At 72.1% G+C, this 13,578-nt stretch carries 15 protein-coding genes; 6 read left to right on the plus strand and 9 right to left on the minus strand.

The window, feature by feature from the left end:
- Positions 1–48: 48 nt before the first annotated feature.
- Complete coding sequence (locus tag AC07C1_RS29570) at positions 49–1,326, plus strand: thymidine phosphorylase (protein WP_478943935.1); 1,278 nt, start codon at positions 49–51, stop codon at positions 1,324–1,326.
- Positions 1,327–1,408: 82 nt separating this feature from the next.
- Positions 1,409–1,981: a Uma2 family endonuclease gene (locus AC07C1_RS29575; protein WP_478943936.1), complete on the plus strand. Its 573-nt coding sequence runs from the start codon at positions 1,409–1,411 to the stop codon at positions 1,979–1,981.
- 7 nt (positions 1,982–1,988) lie between these two features.
- Here AC07C1_RS29575 and AC07C1_RS29580 read toward each other — a convergent pair whose 3' ends face one another.
- Positions 1,989–2,909 (minus strand): AEC family transporter, encoded by a 921-nt coding sequence (locus AC07C1_RS29580; protein ID WP_478943887.1) that lies wholly within the window; start codon positions 2,907–2,909, stop codon positions 1,989–1,991.
- A gap of 81 nt (positions 2,910–2,990) precedes the next feature.
- Between AC07C1_RS29580 and AC07C1_RS29585 the strand changes: the two genes are divergently transcribed.
- Complete coding sequence (locus AC07C1_RS29585) at positions 2,991–3,377, plus strand: STAS domain-containing protein (RefSeq protein ID WP_478943889.1); 387 nt, start codon at positions 2,991–2,993, stop codon at positions 3,375–3,377.
- On the opposite strand, the gene AC07C1_RS29590 is transcribed toward AC07C1_RS29585, so the two are convergent.
- Both AC07C1_RS29590 and AC07C1_RS29595 read right to left on the minus strand, forming a co-directional pair.
- Positions 3,261–4,274, minus strand: a complete 1,014-nt coding sequence (locus AC07C1_RS29590; protein ID WP_478943891.1) for a sigma-70 family RNA polymerase sigma factor — start codon at positions 4,272–4,274, stop codon at positions 3,261–3,263. The genes AC07C1_RS29585 and AC07C1_RS29590 overlap by 117 nt on opposite strands.
- A 159-nt stretch (positions 4,275–4,433) precedes the next feature.
- Positions 4,434–5,723: an MFS transporter gene (locus tag AC07C1_RS29595; protein ID WP_478943893.1), complete on the minus strand. Its 1,290-nt coding sequence runs from the start codon at positions 5,721–5,723 to the stop codon at positions 4,434–4,436.
- Between the two features lie 63 nt (positions 5,724–5,786).
- Here AC07C1_RS29595 and AC07C1_RS29600 point away from each other — a divergent pair, with 63 nt between their 5' ends.
- A complete protein-coding gene (locus tag AC07C1_RS29600; protein ID WP_478943895.1) occupies positions 5,787–6,749 on the plus strand; it encodes a LysR family transcriptional regulator in 963 nt (320 codons plus the stop codon).
- Positions 6,750–6,784: 35 nt separating this feature from the next.
- On the opposite strand, the gene AC07C1_RS29605 is transcribed toward AC07C1_RS29600, so the two are convergent.
- The gene (locus AC07C1_RS29605; RefSeq protein ID WP_478943897.1) at positions 6,785–7,546 is read right to left on the minus strand and encodes a dienelactone hydrolase family protein; all 762 of its coding nucleotides are present in this window, start codon (positions 7,544–7,546) and stop codon (positions 6,785–6,787) included.
- Positions 7,547–7,680: 134 nt separating this feature from the next.
- Here AC07C1_RS29605 and AC07C1_RS29610 point away from each other — a divergent pair, with 134 nt between their 5' ends.
- Together AC07C1_RS29610 and AC07C1_RS29615 are read left to right on the plus strand one after the other, a co-directional pair.
- A complete protein-coding gene (locus AC07C1_RS29610) occupies positions 7,681–8,868 on the plus strand; it encodes an adenosine deaminase (protein WP_478943898.1) in 1,188 nt (395 codons plus the stop codon).
- A gap of 150 nt (positions 8,869–9,018) precedes the next feature.
- Positions 9,019–9,402: an ATP-binding protein gene (locus tag AC07C1_RS29615; protein WP_478943900.1), complete on the plus strand. Its 384-nt coding sequence runs from the start codon at positions 9,019–9,021 to the stop codon at positions 9,400–9,402.
- A gap of 109 nt (positions 9,403–9,511) precedes the next feature.
- Here the strand turns inward: AC07C1_RS29615 and AC07C1_RS29620 are convergent, their stop codons facing one another.
- The 5 genes from AC07C1_RS29620 to afsQ1 all read right to left on the minus strand — a co-directional run bounded on the left by AC07C1_RS29620 (position 9,512) and on the right by afsQ1 (position 13,507).
- Complete coding sequence (locus AC07C1_RS29620) at positions 9,512–9,712, minus strand: PspC domain-containing protein (RefSeq protein WP_073888954.1); 201 nt, start codon at positions 9,710–9,712, stop codon at positions 9,512–9,514.
- Positions 9,713–9,822: 110 nt separating this feature from the next.
- Positions 9,823–10,383: a VanZ family protein gene (locus AC07C1_RS29625; RefSeq protein WP_478943902.1), complete on the minus strand. Its 561-nt coding sequence runs from the start codon at positions 10,381–10,383 to the stop codon at positions 9,823–9,825.
- A 240-nt stretch (positions 10,384–10,623) separates the two neighbouring features.
- Positions 10,624–11,226 (minus strand): hypothetical protein, encoded by a 603-nt coding sequence (locus tag AC07C1_RS29630; protein WP_478943904.1) that lies wholly within the window; start codon positions 11,224–11,226, stop codon positions 10,624–10,626.
- The gene (locus AC07C1_RS29635) at positions 11,223–12,833 is read right to left on the minus strand and encodes an ATP-binding protein (protein ID WP_478943906.1); all 1,611 of its coding nucleotides are present in this window, start codon (positions 12,831–12,833) and stop codon (positions 11,223–11,225) included. Before AC07C1_RS29635 ends, AC07C1_RS29630 begins: the two co-directional genes overlap by 4 nt.
- Positions 12,830–13,507 (minus strand): two-component system response regulator AfsQ1, encoded by a 678-nt coding sequence (gene afsQ1 / locus AC07C1_RS29640; protein ID WP_478943908.1) that lies wholly within the window; start codon positions 13,505–13,507, stop codon positions 12,830–12,832. The genes AC07C1_RS29635 and afsQ1 overlap by 4 nt, the downstream gene beginning before the upstream one ends.
- Positions 13,508–13,578: the final 71 nt, after the last annotated feature.

Below are 13,578 nucleotides of genomic sequence, written 5' to 3' on the forward strand. Positions count from 1 at the left end.
GGGGGCCGTGCACTTCGCACCTCCGGAAGGAAGCCATCAGCCATGGCCATGGACGCCATCTCCGTCATCCGCACCAAGCGGGACCGCGGTGAGCTGACCGACGAGCAGATCGACTGGGTCATCGACGCGTACACCCGCGGCGAGGTCGCCGACGAGCAGATGTCCGCGCTCGCCATGGCGATCCTGCTCAACGGCATGAACCGCCGCGAGATCGCCCGCTGGACGGCGGCCATGATCGCCTCCGGTGAGCGCATGGACTTCTCGGCGCTGTCCCGCCCGACGGCCGACAAGCACTCCACGGGCGGCGTCGGCGACAAGATCACGCTGCCCCTGGCGCCGCTCGTGGCGGCCTGCGGTGCCGCCGTGCCCCAGCTCTCCGGCCGGGGCCTCGGCCACACCGGCGGCACGCTGGACAAGCTGGAGTCGATCCCGGGCTGGCGCGCCCTGCTCTCCAACGAGGAGATGCTGCAGGTCCTGGACACGACAGGCGCGGTGATCTGCGCGGCGGGCGACGGCCTGGCCCCGGCGGACAAGAAGCTGTACGCGCTGCGCGACGTCACCGGCACGGTCGAGGCGATCCCGCTGATCGCCTCCTCGATCATGTCGAAGAAGATCGCCGAGGGCACCGGCTCCCTGGTCCTGGACGTGAAGGTCGGCACCGGTGCCTTCATGAAGACCATCGAGGACGCGCGGGAGCTGGCGTCCACCATGGTCGGCCTGGGCACGGACCACGGCGTGAAGACGGTCGCGCTCCTGACGGACATGGCCACCCCGCTCGGCCTCACGGCCGGCAACGCGCTCGAGGTCCGCGAGTCGGTGGAGGTCCTGGCGGGCGGCGGCCCGGCGGACGTGGTCGAGCTGACCATCGCCCTGGCCCGCGAAATGCTCGACGCCGCCGGCATCAAGGACGCCGACCCCGCCAAGGCGCTGGCCGACGGCTCGGCGATGGACGTGTGGCGCCGGATGATCGCGGCGCAGGGTGGCGACCCGGACGCGCCGCTGCCCACCTCGAAGGAACAGCACGTCATCAAGGCGCCGTCCGCCGGCGTGCTGACCCGCCTGGACGCCTACGACATCGGTGTCGCCGCCTGGCGCCTGGGCGCCGGCCGCGCCCGCAAGGAGGACCCGGTGCAGGCGGCGGCGGGCGTCGAACTGCACGCCAAGCCGGGCGACACGGTGGCGGAGGGCCAGCCGCTCCTCACCCTGCACACCGACACCCCCGAGCGCTTCGACTACGCCCTCCAGGCGGTGCGGGGCTCGTACGACATCGCGGCGCCGGGCACGGACTTCACCGCGTCGCCGGTGGTGCTGGAACGTATCGCCTGACCTGCGGTTTCCCCATTCGGGTGAACGGGATCGGTGGACCTCCGCCGGTCCCGTTCGGCATCCTGGGATCGGTGACGCAGCGATAGGGGACCGCCCCCCCGACCAGAACTGGGACGACCTCGTCCGGTTCTGGGAGGAGACGGAACGGCCCGAGGGCAGCAAGGTGGAGATCATCGAGGGGGTCATCACCGTGTCACCTGCTCCCGCGTCCCGCCGCAACGTGATCGCGGAACGTATCCAGCGTCGCCACTACTCCGTGGTCCCCGAGGACTGGGGGATCTTCCAGACCCAGGCCATCGCCGTGCCGTCACGGCTGGGCATGCTCATCCCGGACCTGCTGGTGGCTCCGGTGCGGGAATGCACGGAGACGGAGTCCCACATCCCCGCCGCCCTCGCCGAGCTCGTCGTCGAGGTGACCTCCAGGTCCAACGCGCGGCACGACCGCGTCGGCAAGCCCGCGGCCTACGCGACCGCAGGCATCCCGCTCTACCTCCTCATCGACCGGTGGGCTCCCGGAGGCCCCACCGCGACGCTGTACGGAGAGCCGAAGGGCGAGGTCCACCGGGTCCTCAGCGCGGTGAAGTTCGGCGATCCGATCAAGCTGCCGGAGCCGTTCGGCGTCACGATCGACACCGGCGAGTTCCCCGTCGACTGACCCGGCGTCAGCCCAGCACCGCCGCCACCCCCACCAGCACCGGCACCGACACCACGGTGGACAGCAGGACCGACTCGCGGGCCAGGGACTCGGCCACCCGGTAGCGGCTGGCGTAGGTGAAGAGGTTCTGCGCGGCCGGGAGGGCTGAGGTCACCACCACGTCCAGCAGGGGGGCGCCGTGCAGGCCGAAGACGGTAGTGGCCAGGGCCCAGGCGACCAGCGGCTGGGCCAGTGACTTCAGTGCGACCGACAGCAGGACCAGCTGCCGGTCCCGTCCCCGGCCGGGGGCCGCGCTGCCGTGCACGGACATGCCGAAGACCAGCAGGGCCGCCGGGACGGACATGTTGCCGATCAGCGTGAGCGGGTCCATGACCGGGCCGGGCACCTTCCAGCCCGCCGCCGACACCACGACCCCGGACAGGGAGCCCACGGCTATCGGGTTCCGCAGCGGGGTCAGCAGGCGCCGCCACACCGTGCCCTTCTCGCCCATGCCGGACAGGTCCAGGACCGTGAGGGCGACGGGAGTGACCAGGACGACCTGGAACAGCAGCACCGGCGCCACCAGCGACGCGTCGCCCAGCACATACGCGGCGATCGGGATACCGAGGTTGCCCGAGTTGACGTAACCGGAGCACAGGGCGCCGATCGTCGTACGGCCCACGCCCCACCGCCGAAGCGCGCCGACCGTCACGAAGACCCCGGCGACCGCCGCCGTGCTCAGAGCCGTCACCAGCAGGCGGCCGGAGAAGAGGACCGAGAGGTCGGCCCTGGCGAGGGTCGTGAAGAGGAGTGCGGGACCGGCCACGGTGAAGGCGAGCCGCGTCAGCACCTCACGGCCCTGCTCGCCGAGCGTCTCGCGCCGCCCGAGCACATAGCCCACCCCGATGACGACCGCGATCACCGCGAACCCGCTCAGCACCCCCGCCACAGGGCCAACCCTGGGGGGAGGAGAGGAACTGGTCAATGTGATCTTCGACGGGTCGGGAGAGCCCGTGCTCACACGCCCGCGATGAGTTCCGCACCTCTCGCCGGTCTACCGCGCGTGGATGCCAAGACCCCCGCCGTGCTCGTGCTGCCCGGCCCCGTCAGCCGTGACCGGGTTCCGGGGTTCTGTGCCGAGGTGCGGGCGCTGCTGGAGGGCACCGGGGCCGGAGTCGTCGTGTGTGACGTGGGCGGGCTCGGGCCCCCGGGGCTCGCGGTCGTGGATGCGCTGGCCCGGCTGGAGCTGGCCGCCCGCCGGGCCGGCGGGCGGATCCGGCTGCGGGACCCCGATCCCGCGCTACACGCCCTCCTCGACCTCGTCGGGCTCCGCCTCCAGGTGGAGGGGCAGGCCGAAGAGGGGGAACCAGCGCTGGGTGTCGAGGAAGCAGTGGAAACCGGTGATCCGGCCGTCTGAGATCTCCAGGACCTGCACCGCCCAGGGGCTGAAACCGCCCTTCTCCTCGTCCGGCTTGTAGTGCGCGAAGCCCGGCAGGCCGTTGGCCTGGACCGGCAGCAGGCGGGAGCCGGCGCAGGAGGCGCCGAGGGTGGTCATGAAACCGGTGATGTCGGCCGGGCCGCGCAGCCACAGGTCGAACGGCGGCATCGTCATGATGGCGTCCTCGTGGAGCAACGCCGTCAGGGCCGTCATGTCGTAGCCCTCGAACGCCTTGAGGTATCGCTCCAGGAGCTTTTGCTGCTCCTCGTCCAGCGGGTCGGACACCGCGCCCGCGTCGCCCGCGGCCTCGCGCTCGGCGAGGGTGGCCCGGGCCCGCTGCAGCGCGCTGTTGACCGAGGCGACCGTGGTGCCCAGCAGCTCGGCGACCTCGCTCGCCTTCCAGGCCAGCACCTCGCGCAGGATGAGTACCGCCCGCTGCTTGGGCGGCAGCTGCTGGAGGGCCGCCATGAAGGCCAGCCGGATCGACTCCTTGGCGACCGCCGCTTCCGCCGGATCGTCCACCGCCGGCAGCACGCGCGCGTCCGGCACCGGCTCGAGCCACGTGTTGTCCGGGCGGGGGGCGAGCGCCGCCTGGGCGAGCGGCGTGGACTCGGTCAGGTCCATCGGGCGGGCCCGTTTGCTGCCCGCCGTCAGCATGTCCAGGCACACGTTCGTCGCGATCCGGTACAGCCAGGAGCGCAGGGAGGAACGGCCCTCGAACTTCTCGTAACTGCGCCAGGCCCGCACCAGGGTGTCCTGCACCGCGTCCTCGGCCTCGAAGGAGGAACCGAGCATCCGGTAGCAGTACCCGGTCAGCTCGGTCCGGTGCTTCTCCAGTGCGACGTCGAGGTCCGGCGTCGCCGTGCTGTTGCCCATCGTCCACCCACCCCTGTGGCCTTATCTGCAGCGCGCCGTCGCGCCCCAGCACTTGGGAAGCTACCGCAGCCCACTGACAATGGCCCCCCGAGCGCGAAAAAGCCCAGCTCAGACCACTTGGCTTCCGGACCTGAACAGGTGTGGGGGAAACGCGCGGCCTCAGTGCGCCGCGACCGGTTCCCGGCGGGCCGCCACCCGGGCCGCCCGCGAACCGAGGACCGTGATCGCCACGACGCCGAGGACCGCGAGGAGACCGACCGCGACCGTGCCGGCCCAGCCGTGGGCGCGGAACGCGGTCGCGCCGACCGTGCTGCCGGCGCTGGAACCGATGTAGTACGCGGACTGGTAGAGCGCCGACGCCTGGGCGCGGCCGTGCGTGGCCGTCTTGCCGACCGCCGAGGAGGCGACCGCGTGCCCGGCGAAGAAACCCGCCGTGATCAGCACCAGACCCAGCAGCACCAGGGGGAGCGAGCCGGCCACCGAGAGGAGCAGGCCCGCCGCCGTCGTACCGCCCGCCAGATAGAGCGCGCCCCGGCGGCCGAGGCGGCCCACCAGACGGCCCGCCGTGGACGCCGACACCGTACCCACCAGGTACACGAGGAAGATCGAGCCCACGATGCCCTGCGGCAGCCCGAACGGCTGCTCGGTCAGGCGGTAGCCGATCACCGTGTACACGCCGCCGAACACCGTCATGAACAGGGCGCCGATCGCGTACAGGCGGCGCAGCAGCGGGTCGGAGAGGTGGTCGCGGACCGTGCCGAGCAGCACACCCGGGCGCAACGAACCCGCCTGGAAGTGCTTCGGGACCGGCAGCAGCAGCCGGAACGCCATCGCGCACGCGAGCGCGATCGCGCCGATCACGCCGACCGAGACGCGCCAGCCCCACTCCTGTGCCACCCAGCCGGTGATCACCCGGCCGCTCATGCCGCCGACGCTGTTGCCCGCGACGAACAGGCCGATCGCCGTGACCAGCGCCTTGGGCCGGACCTCCTCGGCCAGGTATGCCGCCGCCGAGGCCGGCAGACCGGCGAGCGCCGCGCCCTGCACCGCCCGCAGCACCACCAGCGCGCCGATCGACGGCGCGAAGGGCACCAGCATCCCGACCGTCACCGCGACGGCCAGCGAGGCCGTCATCACCGTACGGCGCCCGAAGCGCTCCGACAGGGCGCTCATGGGCAGGACGAACAGGGCCAGACCGCCGGTCGCGGCCGCCACGGTCCAGCTCGCCTCGCTCGCCGCGACCCCGAACTCGCCGGAGATCAACGGCAGCAGGGCCTGCGTGGAGTACAGGAGTGCGAAGGTCGCGACTCCGGCGAGGAAGAGGGCGAGGCTCATCCGGCGGTAGCCGGGGCCGCCCGGGGTCATACGGGAGTCGGACACGGAGTCGGAGGAGGGGACGGGCGCGACGGCGTCCATGGTGGTGGACGCCCCGGTACTTGCGGGAGACATGCTTCGACCGTAGGGACGGTCCCTCTCATCCGTCCAATGCATGGAATCGTCATAATCGTTCCCATGGTGCATCAGCAGAGGTCACAGGAGCGGCTGTCACCGTCCGGTGACACAGAAGACATGAGTGAGATGTCGAGGCTGCTCGCGCCCCGTCTCGCCTACTTCGCCGGCGTGGCCCGTACCGAGCACGTCACCCGGGCCGCCCAGGAGATGAACGTCCCGCAGTCCACCCTGTCGCGTGCGATGGCCCGGCTGGAGCAGGACCTGGGGGTGGACCTGTTCGCCCGGCACGGTCGCACGGTCTCCCTGACCACCGCCGGCCGTACCTTCCTGGCCTCCGTCGAGCGCGCCCTCGCCGATATCGAGCGCGCCGCCGAGGAGGTCCGCGCGGACGCCGACCCGGCCACCGGCAAGGTCGCGTTCGGTTTCCTGCACACCATGGGCGCGGAGACCGTACCGGGCCTGTTGCACGCCTTCCGCGCCGACCATCCGCGCGTCCGCTTCAGCCTGGTGCAGAACTACGGCGAGGCGATGCTGGAGGGGCTGCGGGCGGGCGAGCTGGACCTGTGCCTGACCTCGCCGGTGCCCGACGCCCCCGACCTGGTCGCCCGTCGCCTGGACGAACAGAAACTCCGCCTGGTCGTCCCCGCCGACCATCGGCTGGCCGCCCGCCGCCGTATCCGCCTGTCCGAGGCCTGCGACGAAACCTTCGTCACCCTGGAGCCGGGCTACGGCCTCCGGCGGATCACGGACGACCTGTGCCGCCAGGCGGGTTTCCGCCCGAGGATCGCCTTCGAGGGCGAGGAGGCGGAGACGCTGCGGGGCCTGGTGGCCGCGGGGCTGGGCGTCGCCCTCCTGCCGCCCCCTACGGTCCCCAGGCCGGGAGTCGTGGAACTGACGGTCACGGCCCCGAGAGCGGCCCGCGAGATCGGCGTCGCCTGGCTTGCCGACCGGCCGGACACACCCCCGGTGGCGGCCTTCAAGAAGTTCCTGCTCTCGAGAAGGGGCAGTCTGCTGCCCGCCTAGGGCCTGCCCTCGAACTCCCGCCGCGGCCCCGGGCCCTACCGCCTCAACGACTTGCCGAACCCCGCGGCCAACGGCATCCGGAGTCCGATCGGCGGCGGCGCGGCGAGCGCGTCCTCCACCGGCCGGGAGACAGGGCGGCCGAACAACGCCCCCATCACGAAGTCCATGGAGAGACAGAGCACTTCGTCGCGGTGACCGTGCAGCCCATGACCGTCGGAGTGCACCTCGAAACGGCACACCTCCCGGTTCACCTTCTTCGCCCGCGCGGCGAACCGGAACGACAGCTCGGGATCGGTCCGTTCGTCGTTCGTGCCGTGCACGATCAGCACCCGGCGCCCCACCAGCTGTTTCACCGGCTCGGCGGGAGCGGCGACGTCCTCCTCCGGCAGCCAGGGAGCGAGCGCGACCACGGAGTTCACGGCCTCGTGCCCGCCCGCGCGCAGCGCCGCCCGCCCGCCCATGTCCACGCCGACCAGGCACACGGGGACGTCCCCGTACCGTCGTACGACCTCGTCCGCGGCCCATTCCGCGTCCGCCGCGAGATGCGCCTCGCTGCCGTTCCAGCCCCGGTAGCGGTACTGCACGGGGTGGACGGCCAGCCCTTCCTCGCGGCCCGCGCGGGCGATGCGGCGGCTCAGGGAGCGGACGAAGGCCGCCGCCCATACGGGGGACGGCCTGCGGGCGGAGACCTCCTCCCCGCCGGGGAGCAGCAGCACCGCTCCGCTGATCGCCGTCGGCTCCGGGCCGACTGCCTTTCCGAGCCTGGCCGTTCGGACCGGCGTCGCTTGCTGTCCCATGACAGAACAGTGGCAGAAGGCGGGGTGTACGAAACCCGTGTGGGCGGTCACCGTTGCGTATCGACGGAAAAGTGCCGGGAAAGAGCCGACGCGTACACCGGGCGCTCTACGCGCGTAGGCGTTAGAGTGCGGAGATGACGAGCCAGACTGCACCGACCGGGGCCGCCCCGGCGACCGTGCCGGCGCATGTTCCGACGCCGGACCAGATCCGCCGGGCGCCCAAGGTTCTGCTGCACGATCATCTCGACGGCGGGCTCCGTCCGGGCACCGTCGTCGAACTCGCCCGGGACACCAGTTACTCGGAACTGCCCGAGAGTGACCCGGAGAAGCTGGGCATCTGGTTCCGCGAGGCCGCCGATTCCGGCTCGCTGGAACGGTATCTGGAGACCTTCAGCCACACCGTCGGCGTGATGCAGAACCGCGAGGCCCTGATCCGGGTCGCCCGGGAGTGCGCCGAGGATCTCGCCGCGGACGGGGTCGTCTATGCCGAGGTGCGGTACGCACCCGAGCAGCACCTCGCCCAGGGGCTGACCCTGGAACAGGTGGTCGAGGCCGTCAACGAGGGGTTCCGGCAGGGCGAGCGGCTCGCCCGGGAGAACGGCCGCCGGATCCGGATCGGCGCCCTGCTGACCGCCATGCGGCACGCGGCCCGCTCCCTGGAGATCGCCGAACTCGCCAACCGCTACCGGGACTGTGGCGTGGTCGGCTTCGACATCGCCGGCGCCGAGGCCGGCTACCCGCCCACCCGGCACCTCGACGCCTTCGAGTACCTCAAGCGCGAGAACAACCACTTCACCATCCACGCCGGCGAGGCCTTCGGGCTGCCGTCCATCTGGCAGGCGCTGCAGTGGTGCGGCGCCGACCGGCTCGGCCACGGCGTGCGGATCATCGACGACATCGAGGTCCGCGCGGACGGCTCGGTGAAGCTCGGCCGGCTGGCCTCGTACGTCCGGGACAAGCGGATCCCGCTGGAGCTGTGCCCCAGCTCCAACCTGCAGACGGGGGCCGCGTCCTCCTACGCCGAGCACCCCATCGGGCTGCTGCGCCGGCTGCACTTCCGCGCCACCGTGAACACCGACAACCGGCTGATGTCGCACACCACCATGAGCCGGGAATTCGAGCACCTCGTCGAGGCATTCGGTTACACGCTCGACGACCTGCAGTGGTTCTCCGTCAATGCGATGAAATCAGCGTTCATTCCTTTCGATGAAAGACTCGCGATGATCAATGACGTCATCAAGCCCGGGTATGCCGAGCTGAAATCCGAATGGCTGTTCCAGCAGACGGCCTCTACCAGCGGTTCTGGCGGTTCGGGAAGTTAGTCGCCGGACGACCCTCGGCGGGGAATGCGGACGTGCGTTCACCAGGCGTCCGCATTTCGGTGTTTGCGGCGGGCGGCCCGGCATGTTTACGGTCATGGACCGCTCGGATCGTTTGTGATCTCCGTCTCCGCATTCAAGGACGCATTCACCATGAAGCAGTCTGCTGCCAAGACCCTCGGTGTCGCCGCCCTCGGTGCCGCCTTCGTTGCCGCCGGTGCCGGCGTGGCCGGCGCGGCCCCGGCCGTCCCGGACTCCGCGCAGACCCTGGACACCGTCACCAAGACGCTGCCCCCCGCCCAGATCATCCAGGCGCTGCCCGACAGCGGGGCGCCGAAGCAGGTCAAGCCGGTGGCCGAACGGGGTGTCGCCGCCGCGATGCCGGCCGTCGGGAAGGGGCTCGCCGCCGCGCAGCCGGTCGCGAAGAGCGTCGTCGCCGAGGGTCCGACCAAGCCGGTCGCGGGCCTGCTGGGCGGGCTGCCGACCAAGGGTCTGCCTACCCATGGCCTGCCGGTGAACGGGGTCCCGGTCGGCTGAGGCCGGTTCCGGTGTGAAGCCGCGTCGGCTGAGGCCGGCTTCCGCGAGACGCCGTCGGGGCGCCCCGGTCCGTCCGGGGGCGCCCCGGCGGCGTTCGCGTGCGCGGGACTCACCAGGCGGTGCGGGCCTTGTCCTCCGAGGGCAGCAGGATCCACAACGCTATGTAGAGCAGGAACTGCGGTCCGGGCAGCAGGCAGGACAGCAGGAAGATCACCCGCATCGTCGTCGCGGAGGTGCCGAAGCGCCGTGCCAGCGCGGCGCACACTCCGCCGATCATGCGGCCGTGGGTGGGGCGGGCGAGGGCGGTCATGAGGGCTCCTCCGAAGTCTCGGCCCGCTTCCGGGCCGGTGGTCGGGGCCGCCCGAGTGGCGTCCCCAGCTGTCTTCCACAGTAGGGAGACGAAGGGGACGAAGCATCGCTCTACGGTGCGATCCCGACCCTGGGAATCGTCGGGGTACGCCCCTGAGACAGCTCCTCGTGCACGGTGACCGGCCCCGCCTCGACGTGCTCGTACGACTCCCGGCGTCGCAGCCGGGCACGACCGGCCGGGACGACCGCGAGGTGGGCCACGAGCGCGCCGAAGGTGTTCAGCAGCAGCGAGTCGATGTCCACGACCCTGCCCGGAACACCGGTCTGCAGCAGGGCGATGCCGAGGGAGATCAGGGCGCACGCGGCCGCCGTACGGATCAGCGAGGCGAGCGTCGAGACGGTCAGCCTGCCGTGCGCCATCGGCAGCAGCACACCCAGCGGGGCGAGCAGCCCCAGCCCCTCGCCGAGGGGTCTGACGGCCGCCGGCCAGCCCAGCGCCAGATCGGCCCGGATGCCGGCCAGGGGGCGCACATTGGGGGGCATGACCCAGGGCACGTCCAGGGGCCGCAGCATCAGCCAGGCGACGACGGCGAGGTGGGCGACGAGGAGGACACCCCCCGTCACACGGATGCGGATCGCGGCGCTGCCGCCGATGGAGCCTTGACGCTGCACGCCCCCCAAGACGCAGCGCCGGGCACGATCGGTTCCGCACCGGGGTTTCCTGTCCGGGTGCCGGGTGCCGGGTGCCGGGTGCCGGGTGCCGGGTGCCGGGTGCCGGGTGCCGGGTGCCGGCGCTGGGCGAGGCGGGTCGGCGGTGGGTCGCTCGCCGGCGCCGACGGGGTGCCGCCGCGCCACCCGCGCCGCGCCACCCGTGCCGCCCCGCCCCGGCGGCCCGGCTGCCCACGCCCGCGTCTACCGGTCCGTGACCTCGGTCGACGGAGGCTCGGCGGTGCCCGGCCGGTTGCGGAGGCCGTCGGTGCAGTCGTACCGGCGCAGGGGGGCGGTGCCCGGGCCGCCCAGGATGACCGAGCCGTCGCCCTCGGTGGCGGCGGAGTCGGACAGGGTGCACACCAGCTGCGCGAGGGCGTAGGAGCTGAGGCGGCTCGGGGCGCTGCTCAGCCGCAGGGTGTCCTCGGGGTCCTTCGGACCGGGCCCGGACACGCTCAGGCCGCCCGGCACGTACGTCGTGTAGCCGGCCGCCTTCTCCGGGGCCGACGGGGAAGCGGCGAGCTGGTCCAGCAGCCCCTGGGCCACGATCACCCGGCGCCGGGCGTCCGGGGTGCCGTCCGGGACGCGCACGGTCCGGTCGACGGTCACCAGGGACGCCCCGCACAGCAGGAAGACCTGCGCGGGCACCCCGTGCGAGGACTGCGTGGCCACGTCGGGCCCGGCCAGCGAGCACGCCACCCGGGACGGCGCCGCCCCGAAGTCGGTCGGCACCTCCGTGGCCCGGATGCCGCAGCCGGTGAGCAGCGCGCCCAGGAGGGGCAGCGCCAGCAGACGCCGTACGGTCATGACCCCTCCTTTCTCGAACCGTCGTTCCTGTTGGCCTTGCCGGCCGAGTCGGCCCTGTCGTCGGGCCGGTCCGCGTCCGGATCCTCGGTCAGCCGTGAGGCGTCCCGGGGCAGTCGCAGGGTGAACACCGCGCCGCCGTCAGGGGAGTTGGCGGCGGTGATCTCGCCGCCGTGGATGTGGGCGTTCTCCAGGGCGATGGACAGGCCGAGACCGCTGCCCTCGGAGCGCGGCCGGGAGGCGCTCGCCTTGTAGAAGCGGTCGAAGACGTGCGGCAGGACGTCCTCGGGGATGCCGGGGCCGTGGTCGCGGACCTGGATCACCATCTCGTCCTCCGCCTCGCGCACCGACACCCGCACCGGCGATCCGCCGTGCTTGAGCGCGTTGCCGATGAGGTTGGCGAGGATGACGTCCAGCCGGCGCGGGTCCAGGCTGGCGTGGATGCCGCGTGCGGCGTCCAGTTCGACCGCGTCCAGCCAGGCGCGGGCGTCGATGCAGGCGGTGATCTGGTCGGCGACGTCGACGTCGTCCAGGACCAGCCGGGCGGTGCCCGCGTCGAAGCGGGTGACCTCCATCAGGTTCTCGACCAGGTTGTTCAGCCGCCGGGTCTCGCTGACGACGAGCCGTACGGCGGGCTCGATCATGGGGTCGATGCCCCCCGCCTCGGACTCCAGCTCCTCCTCCAGGACCTCCGTCACGGCGGTGATGGCGGTCAGCGGCGTCCGCAGCTCGTGCGACATGTCGGCCACGAACCGGCGCGAGGCGTCGTCCCGCGCGGCCATCTCCGCGACCCGCTGCTCCAGCGCCTCGGCCGCGTTGTTGAACGTCCGTGACAGATCGGCGAGTTCGTCCGTGCCGGACACCCGCAGCCGCGTGTCCAGCCTGCCCTCACCCAGGCGCCGGGCGGCCACCCCGAGCCGGTGCACCGGCTTCAGTACGGTCGTGGCGGCGGCCTGCGCGAGCAGCGCGGCACCGATCAGCGCGAGTGCGGTGGCGATGCCCAGCGACCAGGCCAGCGAGTTGAGGTCCTTGGCCTCGGGTTCCAGGGACTTCGCCATGTAGCCCGTCGGACCGCCGCCGATCACCCGCGTACCGGCCACGAGATACGGCGTGCCGTGGTCCGTGACCCGCTGCCAGTACAGGTGGTACGGCTCCTTGTTGGAGTCGCTCACCTTCTGCCGCTTGTCCACGGCCGCGCGCAGCGACTCGGGCACGTCCTCCAGCGAGAAGCCGTTGATGCCGCCGGAGTTGCCGTACACCGTCTTGCCGCTCGTGTCCTGGCCGACCAGCAGCACGCTGAAGTGCTGGCTGTCGGCGGCCATCTGGCCCGCGGCACGCTGCAGCGTGTCCTGTGTGGGGTGCTCCGGCAGCGCCCCGGCCCGGTTCTGCATCTCCTGCCGGAAGTCGCGCAGCACCGCGTCCTGGGCGCGGGTGAGCACCGCCTCCCGGTTCAGCCAGTAGGCAATGCCCGACGCCGACACCGCGGCGGTGAGCGCGACCAGAGCGAACACCACGACCAGTCGCAGCCGGAGGCTGGTGAACCGCAGCCCCGACAGCCTTCCCTCGCGCCCCGCGGCCCAGCCGCGCGGCCCCCCACGCGTTTCGGTCACTGAGGAACGTCCAGGCGGTAGCCGACACCACGGACGGTACGGATCAGGGTCGGGGAGGAGGGCACGTCCTCCACCTTGGCGCGCAGCCGCTGCACACACGCGTCCACCAGGCGCGAGTCGCCCAGGTAGTCGTGCTCCCACACCAGCCGCAGCAACTGCTGCCGGGACAGCGCCTGACCGGGCCGCCGGCTCAGCTCCAGCAGCAGCCGCAGCTCGGTCGGCGTCAGCTGCAGGTCCTCGCCGTTCTTGGTCACGGTCATCGCCGACCGGTCGATGACCAGGCTGCCGAAGGTCGCCGAGTCGGTGGACTCGCGCTCCCCGCGCCGCAGCACCGCCCGGATCCGGGCGTCCAGCACCCGGCCCTGCACGGGCTTGACGACGTAGTCGTCCGCCCCCGACTCCAGCCCGACGACCACGTCGATGTCGTCATTGCGGGCGGTCAGCAGGATGATCGGCAGCTGGTCGGTGCGCCGGATGCGCCGGCACACCTCGAATCCGTCGATGCCGGGCAGCATCACATCCAGCACGATGAGGTCCGGCCGCTGCTCGCGCAGCAGCTTCAGACCGTCCTCGCCGCTGGCAGCGGTGGCCACCCGGTGTCCCTGGCGCGTCAGGGAGAGCTCCAGGGCCGTACGGATGGCGTCGTCGTCCTCGATCAGCAACAGGGAAGGCACGGGGCTCATTCTGGCCCATGGAGGGGGTGGCGGACGACCTGTGGGACCGATCCCCGCATACCGCCACTACC

It is taken from the genome of Streptomyces sp. NPDC045022, assembly GCF_056432605.1.